Below are 11,992 nucleotides of genomic sequence, written 5' to 3' on the forward strand. Positions count from 1 at the left end.
GAGGAGTGGGGCCATGATCATCACCAGCCAGTTCCCGCCCGTCGAGGTGCTCGACGTACCGATCCACGACGCCGTCCTCGGCAGAGCCCAGGAGTACGGCGACCGGCCCGCGATGGTCGACGGCGTCACCGGCAAGACCTTGAGCTACGCGGAGCTGGACCACCTGACCCGACGGGTCGCGGCCGGTCTCGCCGAGCTGGGCGTCCGGCACGGCGACGTGATCGCGCTCTACAGCCCGAACTCGATCCTGTACCCGGTGGTGTTCTACGGCGCCACCCGGGCCGGCGCGACCGTGACCACGGTGAACGCGCTCTACACCCCGGACGAGTTGCACAAGCAGTTGATCGACTCGAAGGCGAAGTTGCTGGTGACGATTTCGCTGTTCCTGCCGGCCGCGACCGCGGCGATCGAGGGGACCGACGTCGCGGAGATCTTCGTCTGCGACCAGGCCGACGGGTATCGGTCGGTCCAGGAGCTGTTCGCGTCGACCGCCCCGGAGCCGGTGGTGGAGATCGACCCGGCGTCCGATGTCGCCGTACTCCCGTACTCCAGCGGGACCACCGGCGCGGCCAAGGGCGTGATGCTGACGCACCGGAACATCGCGACCAACATCTCGCAGGCCGAGGTGATGATTACGCTCGGCGAGGAGGAGCGGATCATCGCGATCCTGCCGTTCTTCCACATCTACGGGCTGTCGGTGCTGATGAACCTGCCGTTGCGGCTCGGCGCGACCGTGGTCGTGCTGCCGAAGTTCGAGCTGCAGCAGTTCCTGACGACGCTGGACGAGCAGCGGATCACGCGGGCCTTCGTCGCGCCGCCGGTCGTGCTGGCGCTGGCGAAGCACCCGGCCGTCGACGGCGTCGACCTGTCCGCCTTGAAATACGTGACGTCGGCGGCGGCGCCGTTGGACGGTGAGCTGGCCGAGGCGTGCGCGAAACGGCTCGGGTTGCACGCCGTACTGCAGGCGTACGGGATGACCGAGCTGTCGCCCGGGACGCACGCCGTACCGCAGGACGACCCGGAACCGCCGCCGGGCGCGGTCGGCAAGCTGTTCCCGTCCACCGAGATGCGGCTGGTCGGTGCCGATGGCAACGATACGGACGAGGGCGAGATCTGGATCCGCGGGCCGCAGGTGATGAAGGGGTACCTCGGCCGCCCGGCCGACACCGACGCCACCGTCGACGCGGACGGCTGGCTGCACACCGGCGACATCGGGCGGGTCGACGCCCGCGGCTACCTGTACGTCGTGGACCGGGTGAAGGAGCTGATCAAGTACCACGGGTACCAGGTGCCGCCCGCGGAACTCGAGGCCGTGCTGCTCACCGACGACCGGATCGCGGACGCGGCGGTGATCGGCGTGAACGCGGACGGGGTCGAGGTACCGAAGGCGTTCGTGGTGCCGATGCCCGGGGTGTCGCTGACCGCCGAGGACGTGATGGAGTACGTCGCCGCGCGGGTCGCGCCGTACAAGAAGGTCCGGCAGGTGGAGTTCATCGACGCGGTACCGAAGGCGGCGTCCGGGAAGATCCTCCGCCGGGAGCTCCGAGCCCGTGAGTGAGGTCGTGAAGGCGCCGCAGCAGGACCGCTCGCGGGCGACGCGGCAACGGCTGCTCGAGGCCGCGGTCGAGTCGCTCGCCGAGGTCGGGTACGCCGCCACGACGGTGAGCGTGGTGGCGACGCGGGCCGGGGTGTCGCGGGGCGCGGCGCAGCACCACTTCCCGACCCGGGCGGACCTGTTCGCGGCGGCGGTGGAGTACATGACCGAAGTACGGCTGGCGGAGATCCGGGCGCAGGCGTCCGCGCTGCCGAACGGCTCCGGGCGGACCGAGGCGATCGTGGGGATGCTCGCCGACGTCTACACCGGGCCGTTGTTCCGGGCCGCGTTGCACCTGTGGGTGGCGGCGGCGACCGATGACACGTTGCGGGCGCAGATCGTCCGGCTGGAGGCGCATGTCGGACGGCAGGCGCACCGGGCGTTGCTCGAAGTGCTGGAGGTCAGCGAGCGGACGCCTGGGGTTCGGGAGACCGTGCAGGGCGTTCTGGACATGGCCCGCGGACTCGGTCTGGCCGACCTGCTGACCGACGACAGCGCCCGCCGTCGCGGCATCGTCGGGCAGTGGAGCCGAATCCTCGATCAGGCGCTGCGCGAGCCCGCCGTCTGACCGGCGGCGCGCTCCGCGATCCGGCGGTCGACCTTCGCGGCGAGCTCGTCGGGCGTGCACTCCGCGAGGTGGTCGCGGACGAGCAGGTGGATGAACGCGTACTGGCTCCGCCCGGTGCGGGCGAGCACGTAGCGGTCCGCGGCGTACTGGAGGAATGCGCGGCGGCGCCAGGACAGGTAGCCGGTCCAGCGGAGCAGCAGGTCGTGCAGCCAGCGGGACAACGGGCCGGCCAGTACGGGTGGACGCCGACGCCAGGCCTTGGCGGCAACGGCGCCTACGACGACTCCCGCGGCTGCCTCCAGCTGTGGCGATGCCAGGTCTGCTCCGAGCAGTACTGCGAGCAGGAACGCGACTACTGCGCCGCCGGCCACCCACACGTCCATCCGCCAGGTGTCACCGACCTCAGCAGCAGGTAGGTGATCCGTAGGCAGCGATTTGACCAGGCGGATGCCTTGAGCGACCAGGAGCCCGATAGCGACACCAGCAGCGAACGGCCCGGCGTCACCCAGGCCCAGCACGACCCAGCTCGCCACTACAACCACTAATAGCCGCACACCCACCAACAACCGCCGCCTGTTGTCGTGGAACACGATCAGCTCGACACCGTACGCACCAGCAACGAGCACGGCCTCAACGGCGAGCGCCACCTTGGCCGTCAGTAACTCCACCAGCCCCAGAGCAGCACCAGTGACTGCAACCGTCCCGGCAGTGCCCGTCAGCAGCACGACCGCGTAAAGCAACGCCTGGCGCGGCCCGTACCCGGCAAGCCGCTGCCAGGGGTGCGGCAGCAGGTGGACGAGCACCAACGCTGCACCGGCCACGGCCAGCCCGGCGAGTGCGCCGTACTGCGCGATCATCAGCACCGTGGCGCCCGCACTGAGCGCTCCGAACAGGGCGGGCAGGCACACGGCATGCGTCAGGTAGTCGACCTCCGGCAGCGGCAGTCCGTACCACCCGTCCGGCGTCAGCCACCGCGGTACGGCGGTCCGGTCGCCCGCACGGCTGCGTGTCCACCACGCCAGACACCACAGGCGCCGTACTGCGGTCTTGGCGTCGTACTGCCTGCCGGTCTTGCGGTTGCGGGCCAGGACCTCGCAGATGAAGGTGTCGAAGAGTTCACGGCGCAGGTCGGCGACCCCGCCGGCGGCGACGTCCTCGGGCTCTCGGCCTTGGTACGCGAGCGTCATCACGTTCAGCATCAGCGGTGAGCTGACCAGGTCCCACAGCTCGTCGTCCTGCTCGATCGCCGCCCGCGCACCGTCCAGCGCCGGCCCGACGGCGGCGAAGTAGTCGAGCACCTGCTGCCTCGAGAGCGGCCGGATGTGTACGGCGCCGTACAGGCTGAGCCGCTGCGGCAGGCGCTCGTAGTCGTGCGTCCGGCAGGTGATCGCGAGCTGGTCGACCCGGTAGTTGTGGCGCAACTCCTTCAGGACCGGATCGAGCTTCGGGCGATCCGGCTCGGCGATCTCGTCGAGTCCGTCGAGCAGCAGTGCCAGCCGGCCGGCCCGGAGCCAGGTCCGCCCGACCGCGGGCGGGATCCGGTAGCGGTCGTTCACCTCGTACAGCAGCCAGCGGACGAAACCGGCCAGCAGGGCGCTGTCGTTCGGGTCGTCGTCGGCGGCATGCGCCGGTTGCGTCCCCCAGCCGGCCAGGTCGACCACGACCGGGACGGGTCGTCGCTCGTCGTCGTGCGCGTGGGCCGAGAGGCGGCGGGCCAGGTTCAGCAGCATCGTGGTCTTGCCGGCCCCGGGCGCGCCGAGGATCAACATGTTGTCCTCGAGACCGTCGAACACCGACGCGATGTCGGCGCCGGCGGGGATCCGGGTCGGCGGGTCGTTCAACGGCTGGACCAGCAGGTCGAACGGGCGGACCGCGTCCGGCTCGCCGTCCAGCGCGACCGCGATCCGGGTCCGCGCGGCCAGCGAACCGGCGCGCCGTTCGGACAGGTACCGGTCGATCTGCAGGAGCGCGTTCTGCCGGTTCCGCGGCTGGTCGGCGGTGCGGTTCGAGATCCGCGGCTGCCGCCGGTTCCTTACCTCGAGCAGCGCGGTGCCGACGGCGACCACCCAGAGCACGCCGATCGCCGGCCACACCCAGCCGACGTACGGCGCCAGGAACCCGGGCGCGGTACCGCCGGTGCCGACGTTGATCGCGATCGGCAGCAGCACGACGGTCAGCGACACGGTCACCACGAGCACGGCGCCGCTCACGAAAGACCGCATCCTCACCCCCGGAGCGTAACGGCCCGTGAGCCCACCGTCGCCGCTGTCCGGCAGCCGATCTCCGGCTGGGGGAATGCCTGCGCGGTCACATAGATTGAGGACCAATATGACTACTGAGCGGATCGACCGGACGAGTGTGGGGCTTCGGTCGGAACGGGGCCCGATCCTGCTCGCGGTGATGCTGAGCGTCGGACTGGTCGCGATCGACGCGACGATCCTCGCCACCGCCGTACCGTCCGTGGTCGCGGACCTCGGCGGCTTCACCCAGTTCCCCTGGCTGTTCTCGATCTACCTGCTCGCGCAGGCGGTGTCGGTGCCGATCTACGGCAAGCTCGCCGACCAGCGCGGGCGGAAGCCGATGATGCTGCTCGGCGTCGGCCTGTTCCTGCTCGGGTCGGTGCTCTGCGGATTCGCCTGGAGCATGCCGGCGCTGATCGCGTTCCGGCTGATCCAGGGGCTCGGCGCGGGCGCCATCCAGCCGATCGGGATGACGATCATCGGCGACATCTACACGGTCGCCGAGCGCGCGAAGGTCCAGGGGTACGTCGCCAGCGTGTGGGGGATCTCGTCGTTCGTCGGGCCGACGCTCGGCGGCGTGTTCTCGGACTACATCTCCTGGCGGTGGATCTTCTTCGTGAACATCCCGCTCGGGATCGCCGCCGCCTGGGTGCTGGTCCGCCGGTTCGAGGAGAAGGTCGCGGACAAGACCGGGCACACGATCGACTACGCCGGCGCGGTGCTGCTCGCGGCCGGCGGTTCGCTGCTGCTGCTCGGGCTGCTCGAGGGCGGCGTGATGTGGGACTGGGGTTCGGCCCGGAGCATCGTGATCCTGGCCGCTGCCGTCGTACTGCTGGTCGCGTTCGTGCTGGTCGAGCGACGCGCGGCCGAGCCGATCCTGCCGCTGTGGGTGCTCGGCCAGCGGGTGCTGAACTCAGCGAACTCGGCCGCGTTGCTGATCGGCCTGCTGATGATCGGGCTGTCGACGTACGTGCCGCTGTTCGCGCAGAGCGTGCTCGGTACGTCGGCGTTGGTCGCCGGGTTCACGCTCGCCGCCATGACGCTCGGGTGGCCGATCGCGGCGTCGTTCGCGGGGCGGATCTACCTGCGGGTCGGGTTCCGGACGACGATGCTGATGGGTGCGGTGATCGTCGTACTCGGGTCCGGCATCCTGCTCACGGTCGGCGCGCACAGCTCGGTCCTGCACCTGGCGCTGGCGTGCTTCGTGATCGGCGTCGGGCTCGGCTTCTCCGCGTCGCCGTCGGTGGTCGCGGCGCAGTCGTCGGTCGATTGGCAGACCCGCGGCGTGGTGACCGGCGCGAACATGTTCGCCCGCTCGGTCGGCAGCGCGGTCGGCGTCGCGGTGTTCGGCGCGGTCGCGAACGGCGTCGTCGCGGCCCGCCTCGGCGACAACCACGCAGACCTCGAGAAGGTCCCCGCCGGCGTCCTCGCCCCGGCTGTCCACGACGTGTACTACGGCGCCGCCGCGGCAGCGCTCCTGCTGGTGGTCGCGGTGATCTTCATGCCCAACCGCATCACCGAACGACCGCTCCGGTAGCTAGCCGGATCGCCCCCGGCCCCGACGGAGCTGGACCATATCCGAGGTTGGCCTCTCAACTGGTGGGTTGGCACCTTGCATGCCGGGGGACAAACCCACTAGCTCAGAGGCCAACCCCGCACCTGGCCTGCTGGCGCACGGCAACCCCGGGGCTTGCTTGACGAGGCACTAGGTTGGCTGCATGCGTGCAGTCGACTGTGTCGGGGCTCTGATCCGGGACGAGCAACACCGCGTCTATCTGCAACGGCGTACGGCGGACCGTCGGCTGCTGCCCGGGATCTGGGACATCGTCGGCGGCCATCTCGAACCGGGCGAGACGCCCGAGCAGGCGCTGGCCCGGGAGGTCGAGGAAGAGACCGGGTGGAAGGTCCGCGACATCGTCTGGAAGGTCGCGGACTGGGAATGGGAGTGGGAAGGGCGCGTACGCCGCGAGGTCGACTACCTGATCACCGTCGACGGCGACCTCACCCGCCCGCGGCTCGAACCCGGCAAACACGACGTCTCCGCCTGGGCCGGCCCCGACGACCTCGACCTGCTGATGGTCAACCGCACCGACGGCGACCGCCGCCTGCGGGACCTGGTCGCGCACGCCGTCCGCACCCGCTTCACCGACCGCCTCCGCCTGGAACCCATCACCGGACCCAACGGTGTCCTCCCCGGACATGCGGCGGACCTAGAGCGCATCTTCGCGGACCCGTGGGTCGCCCACTGGTACGACCGCACGCTGACCGCGGACCAGGCAACCGCCCAAGCCGCCAAGCACCAGGCGGACTGGGACCGCGACGGCGCCGGCAAGTGGATCGCCTACGACCGCACCACCAACGCCCTGATCGGCCGCGGCGGCCTCTCCCGCCTCCCCGCCGGTACGCCGACCGCCGACGCGATCGCCACCCTGGCCGGACCGCAGTGGGCGACCGACCGTCTCGAACTCGGCTGGGCCCTCATAGAACCCGCCCGAGGCCAAGGCCTAGCCACCGAACTAGGCCGCGCAGCCCTCACCTACGCCTTCACCACCCTCAACGCCACCACAGTCGCAGCCTTCACCGAACAGTCCAACAAGTCCTCCCAAGCCGTCATGCAACGCCTCAAGATGCGCTACGCCGGCGAGATCCAAGCCGAAGGCTGGTCCTCCGACGCCACCGAGGTCCGCTCTGACGCCCCGTTCGCCGTCTACGTCGCCGACCAGGCAGGTCGGTCGGACGAAGTCGACGCGGTGGTCGGCGACACCGTGCGCTGGGCGGCGGACCAGGCGGACGTCCGCGGTCTGGCGATGGTCGGGTCCTGGGCCCACGACGCGGCGCGGATGACGTCGGACCTGGACCTGATCGTGCTGACCGACGCACCGGCGCGGTACCTCGAGAACGACGACTGGCTCGACGTGTTCGGCGCCGTGGCCGTCGTACGACGTCAGCAATGGGGTCCGCATCTGACCGAGGTCCGGCTCCAGCGGGCGTCCGGGCTGGAGGTCGAGGTCGGCATCACGGCGACCGCCTGGGCCGCGATCGACCCGGTCGACCCCGGCACCCGCCGCGTGCTGACGGACGGCGTACGCGTGCTGCACGACCCCGAGCAGTTGCTCGCCTCGCTGGTCCGGGTCTGCACCAACCTCTGACGCTTTCCGGAAAGAAATCGGCGTGGAGCGGCGAAAAGGTTCCGAAAAGGGGACCTAGCGGTCCAGGGTGGTGAGGAAGCGGGTTAGGAGGGCTGCAAAGGTCTCTCGTTCGGTGGGGGTCCAGTCGCGCATGGCGGCCGCGAAGTGGGTGCGGCGGTGGGTGTGGGTGGCCTCCAGTTGAGCTTGGCCGGCGGGGGTGAGGACGAGGTTCGTGCGGCGGCCGTCTGCTTGGTCGGCCTCGCGGCGGATCAGGCCGGCCTTGACGGCGGCGGCGACGAGCTTGCTGGCGCGGGGCTGGTCGACGCCCAGGGCGGTAGCTATGCCGTTGACGCCGATGGGGCTGGGGGCGGCCTCGACGGCGTCGAGGACGTCCTGGGTTAGGTTCGGCGTACCGGACTGGAGGGCGAACGTACGGCGGGTCTGACGGCGGCGGATGGTGATCATCGCGGCCTCGACGGCGGCTACCGGGTCGGTGTTGTCCATGTCCAGCTCCAACTATATGCTCATCGACATGTATATGTCAGATGACAACAAGCCTATCGGCTGGTGGCTGAAGGAGGTCGACCGGCTGCTGGAGGCGTCGTTCGAGCGGCTGCTCGCCGACGACGGACTGACTCGCCGCCAGTGGCAGGCGGTGAACGCGGCCGCGGGCGGCGGGTCGGTCGCGGAGGCTCTGGCGCCGTTCCTGAGCGGCGACCCGGCCGAGCTCGTCGCGGTGACGAATCCGCTGGTCGAGCGCGAGTGGCTGACCGGCAACGAACTGACGGCGGCCGGGTCGCGTGCCCTGGCGGACCTGACGATCAAGGTCCAGGCGCAACGCCGCAGGATCACGGCGGGCATCTCCGCCGAGGAATACCAGGCCACCGTCGACGTCCTTCGACGAATGGCGGGCAACCTCGTCTGAGGGCTCCGGAGTGTGACCGCCCAGGCGCGGCGGTCACACTCCGGAGCCGGCCACCTCAAGGGGGAGGTTCCCGGTGAGGTGTCGGGAGCCTCCGGTGTCCTACCGCCCAGGACACTCGGCCCTGCCTGACCCGAGGTGTCGGTCAGGAGGTGGTTGGAACGGCTGGGCGGCGGCGATACAGGGAACTCAGCCGCCAGGCCCAGCCGGGTCGGTGGGCGGCGCGGTCCGGAGTTGAGGAGTACTCCGGACCGCACCTGGGTTTCGTCCGGGACTGAGGAGTGCCCCGAACCTTCCAGCGCCGGCCCTGGACGTGAGGAGACCCCAGGGTCAGCACACCGGGTCTGAGGAGGACCCGGAAAGCAGTGGGTACTACGGGTGTTTCAGTCGGTCGCGTCGAGCGGCCCGAGCAGGTCGTTGGTGACTTTGAGACCGGCGAAACGGCGCCGCATCGCCTGTTCGTAGCGGGCCGCCAGCGGCGCCTCCGCGACGTACTGCGCGATCACGTGCTCGCCGAACCAGACCCGGACTCTGCGCCGGTGCTGTCTCGACGTGATTTCCGCGATGGTCACAACCTCTCACCCCGTAACTCTCAGGCCTTGCAACCAGTTGGACTTACTGGTTGTCATGGCAGTAATGGTGCACGAGCCCAACGTGACCGCTCTAGGACCTGGACCGGACCTTTGCCGGACCTCTTCCGGTCCTCTCGCGGACATCTGGGGGACAGCACCTTGTCGTGGGGCACAAGTCGAGACAACGTCTGACTGACGTGAACGGGAGGAACGATGGCGAGTAGGTACGCGCCAAAGACGGTGCTGGCGCATCTGATCCAGCGCCGGAACCAGACCTACTCCGAGATCGTCGCCGAGTTCGTCGAGCTGGGTGGAACCATCACCGAGCGGCACCTGCGTCGCCTCGCATCGGGCGAGCGTGCAGGGACCACTCCTCAGACCCGGCGCACCCTGCAACGCATGTTCGGCAAGCCGGTCGAGGAGCTCCTCGCGCCGTATGTCGCCGAACAGGCCGCCCAGGTGGTGCCGGCACCTGCCGCGAGTGGACGGATCACGACAGGTAACGAGATGGAGGTTCTCGACATGGCTGCCAGCCGAGCAAGGGCGTTCGCCCTTGCGGCCCAGTCCGGTCTCGGAAGCGAGGCCATGGAGCAGGTGTACGACGACGTACGCCACGCCGCCCAGGCGTACCCACAGCGCCCATTGCCGGAGATCCTCGGCCAGCTGGTCGAGACCCAGGACCTCGTGTTCGGTCTGCTGGAGAGCCGGCAACGCCCGGAGAACCACCGCCAGCTCTACTTCCTGGCCGGTGTCACCGGCGGGCTGCTCGCGAAGGCCTCCCACGACCTCGGCAACCCGCACGCCGCGCTCACCCAGGCGCGGACCGCGTTCATGTGTGCCGACAACGCCGACCACCACGGGCTGCGTGCCTGGGTGCGCGGTCTGCAGTCCCTGGTCTCGTACTGGGCCGGCAACCCGCACGACTCGGTGCGCTACGCCCAGCTCGGCGCCGGGTACGCCGAGCAGGCGAACAGCACCACCAGCGTCTGGCTCCCGGTCAGCGAGGCCCGCGCCTGGGCCGCGCTCGGCAACCCGGAGGCCACCCGTGCCGCGCTCGAACGCGCCGAAGAGGCGTGGAACTCGGTGCACAACGACGACCTGGACGAGATGGGCGGCCTCTGCACCTTCGGCCGCAACCGCCAGCTGTACTACGCCGCCGACGCGCTCGCGCAGCTGCCCGGCGAGGTCGAGCAGGCCCAGCGGTACTCCAGCCAGGCCGTCGACGCGTACACCGACCAGAACCACCCGGAGTGGGCGTTCGGCGACGCGGCCGGCAGCCACGCCGCGATGGCGATCACCCGGATCGCGAGCGGTGAGCTGGACGGTGCGGCGGACGCGTTGGCCCCGGTGCTGACGCTGCCGACCGAGCGCCGGATCAACGGTGTCGTGCACTCGGCCCGTCGGGTCCACCAGGCGCTGCGGCAGTCGGGTCGCGCCGAGGACGCCCGCGAGCTGCAAGAGGAGATCGAGTCCTTCACCCGGACTCCGATGCAGTCCTTCCCCCGGTAGCCTGCGCCAATGGAGCTCAGCGGACAGCTGACTGTGTTGCGCGAATTCCGAACCTCAGACCTCGACGACTACCTGGCCATCGCCGGCGACGACCGGGTGACGACCTGGATGGCGTTCGACAGCTACGACCGGACCAAGGCCGAGCAGAACCTGGCCGGCATCGTGCAGCGGTCGGCGCAGCAGGACCGGCCGGACTACATGCTCGCGATCACCCGGCCGGACGACGACCGGGTGATCGGGTTCGGCCGGATCGCGCCGAGCGGGTCTTGGACGGCCAAGCTCGGCTACGCGATCGGTGCCGACCACTGGGGCCACGGGTATGCGACCGACGCGTCCCGGGCGCTCCTGCAGTTCGCCTTCGGTCCGCTCGCCCGGCATCGGGTGACGGCCGCGATCGGGCCGGAGAACGAGGCCTCGATCGCGGTGGTGAAGCGGATCGGCTTCACCTACGAGGGCCAGCTCCGCGACCACGTGTTCACCAACGGCGCCTGGCGCGATTCCCGCCTCTACTCGATCCTCGAGCACGAGTACGACGACTGAGCAACACTGGTGGCATGGCCGCCACCACCATGATTGATCCGCTGCGGGACAGCCTGGCCCGGATGATTCTGACGAAGGTCGCGGGGCCGGATCCGCAGGCCGAGCGGAGCCGGGTGCACAGTACGCCCGGTCCGCGCTGGTTCGCGCCGGATCGGCCGATCCGCCGGGTGCACGGGGACGCGTCGATGTTCGCCGGCGGTCTGCGGGCGCTGCTGCTGCAGTCGCTGCACCCGCTGGCGATGGCGGCGGTCGCGGCGCATTCCGGGTACCAGGGCGACCCGTGGGGCCGGCTGCGGCGGACCAGCTACTTCCTCGCGATCACGACGTACGGCGCGATCCCGGACGCGGAGGAGGCGATCGCCCACGTCAAGGCGGTGCACGAGCGCGTCCGCGGGACCAGCCCGGGCGGGGTGAAGTACCGGGCGTCGGACCCGCATCTGCTCAAGTGGGTGCATGTCGCCGAGGTGGACAGCTTCCTCGCGGCCCACCAGCGGTACGGCGCCCATCCGCTGACCGCGACGGAGCAGGACGAGTACGTCGCGGACGCGGCGCTGGTCGCGGAGAAGCTCGGCGTGATCGACCCGCCGACCACGCTCGCCGAGGTACGGCAGCTGCTCAAGGAGTACCAGCCCGAGCTCCGCGGTACGACGGAAGCCCGCCAAGCGGCCCGCTTCATCCTGGTCCACCCGCCGGTCCCGTGGGCGGCCCGTCCCGCGTACGCCGTACTCACCGCCGCCGCCGTCGGCCTGCTCCCGTGGTGGACCCGCATCCCGCTGCGCCTCCCGTACCTGCCGCTGGCCGAACAGACCGTCGTCCGGGCGGCCGGGGACGGCCTCACCAAGACCATCCGCTGGGCGCTGACCTCGCCAACACTGGCAGAAACCCCCTCTTAGAGTCCCTGCGCTTGTAAGTTGTTCTC

At 70.2% G+C, this 11,992-nt stretch carries 11 protein-coding genes; 8 read left to right on the forward strand and 3 right to left on the reverse strand.

Annotated features, from left to right (window positions below; all coding sequences use genetic code 11):
* Window positions 1–13 precede the first annotated feature (13 nt).
* The gene (locus ACXJJ3_RS21845) at window positions 14–1,558 is read left to right on the forward strand and encodes an AMP-binding protein (RefSeq protein WP_458163605.1); all 1,545 of its coding nucleotides are present in this window, start codon (window positions 14–16) and stop codon (window positions 1,556–1,558) included.
* Window positions 1,551–2,162: a TetR/AcrR family transcriptional regulator gene (locus tag ACXJJ3_RS21850; protein ID WP_458163607.1), complete on the forward strand. Its 612-nt coding sequence runs from the start codon at window positions 1,551–1,553 to the stop codon at window positions 2,160–2,162. Before ACXJJ3_RS21845 ends, ACXJJ3_RS21850 begins: the two co-directional genes overlap by 8 nt.
* Here ACXJJ3_RS21850 and ACXJJ3_RS21855 read toward each other — a convergent pair.
* A complete protein-coding gene (locus tag ACXJJ3_RS21855) occupies window positions 2,135–4,384 on the reverse strand; it encodes an NACHT domain-containing protein (protein ID WP_458171929.1) in 2,250 nt (749 codons plus the stop codon). The genes ACXJJ3_RS21850 and ACXJJ3_RS21855 overlap by 28 nt on opposite strands.
* 106 nt (window positions 4,385–4,490) lie before the next feature.
* Here ACXJJ3_RS21855 and ACXJJ3_RS21860 point away from each other — a divergent pair, with 106 nt between their 5' ends.
* Together ACXJJ3_RS21860 and ACXJJ3_RS21865 are read left to right on the forward strand one after the other, a co-directional pair.
* Window positions 4,491–5,939 (forward strand): MDR family MFS transporter, encoded by a 1,449-nt coding sequence (locus tag ACXJJ3_RS21860; protein WP_458163609.1) that lies wholly within the window; start codon window positions 4,491–4,493, stop codon window positions 5,937–5,939.
* Window positions 5,940–6,120: 181 nt separating this feature from the next.
* Window positions 6,121–7,551, forward strand: a complete 1,431-nt coding sequence (locus ACXJJ3_RS21865; protein ID WP_458163611.1) for a GNAT family N-acetyltransferase — start codon at window positions 6,121–6,123, stop codon at window positions 7,549–7,551.
* A gap of 54 nt (window positions 7,552–7,605) precedes the next feature.
* Here the strand turns inward: ACXJJ3_RS21865 and ACXJJ3_RS21870 are convergent, their stop codons facing one another.
* Window positions 7,606–8,034 (reverse strand): MarR family winged helix-turn-helix transcriptional regulator, encoded by a 429-nt coding sequence (locus ACXJJ3_RS21870; RefSeq protein WP_458163613.1) that lies wholly within the window; start codon window positions 8,032–8,034, stop codon window positions 7,606–7,608.
* Between the two features lie 28 nt (window positions 8,035–8,062).
* On the opposite strand from ACXJJ3_RS21870, the gene ACXJJ3_RS21875 reads away from it, so the two are divergent.
* On the forward strand, window positions 8,063–8,455 hold the full coding sequence (locus ACXJJ3_RS21875) for a MarR family winged helix-turn-helix transcriptional regulator (RefSeq protein ID WP_458163615.1): 393 nt from the start codon (window positions 8,063–8,065) through the stop codon (window positions 8,453–8,455).
* 380 nt (window positions 8,456–8,835) lie between these two features.
* On the opposite strand, the gene ACXJJ3_RS21880 is transcribed toward ACXJJ3_RS21875, so the two are convergent.
* Entirely contained in the window at window positions 8,836–9,024 is a 189-nt protein-coding gene (locus ACXJJ3_RS21880) for a hypothetical protein (protein WP_209700304.1), read from the reverse strand.
* 213 nt (window positions 9,025–9,237) lie between these two features.
* On the opposite strand from ACXJJ3_RS21880, the gene ACXJJ3_RS21885 reads away from it, so the two are divergent.
* The 3 genes from ACXJJ3_RS21885 to ACXJJ3_RS21895 are packed head-to-tail and all read left to right on the forward strand — an operon-like array spanning window position 9,238 to window position 11,966.
* Window positions 9,238–10,533, forward strand: a complete 1,296-nt coding sequence (locus ACXJJ3_RS21885) for an XRE family transcriptional regulator (protein WP_458163617.1) — start codon at window positions 9,238–9,240, stop codon at window positions 10,531–10,533.
* A 9-nt stretch (window positions 10,534–10,542) separates the two neighbouring features.
* Window positions 10,543–11,073, forward strand: a complete 531-nt coding sequence (locus ACXJJ3_RS21890; RefSeq protein ID WP_458163619.1) for a GNAT family N-acetyltransferase — start codon at window positions 10,543–10,545, stop codon at window positions 11,071–11,073.
* A gap of 14 nt (window positions 11,074–11,087) precedes the next feature.
* The gene (locus tag ACXJJ3_RS21895) at window positions 11,088–11,966 is read left to right on the forward strand and encodes an oxygenase MpaB family protein (RefSeq protein WP_458163621.1); all 879 of its coding nucleotides are present in this window, start codon (window positions 11,088–11,090) and stop codon (window positions 11,964–11,966) included.
* Window positions 11,967–11,992 lie beyond the last annotated feature (26 nt).

The organism is Kribbella sp. WER1, assembly GCF_054189145.1.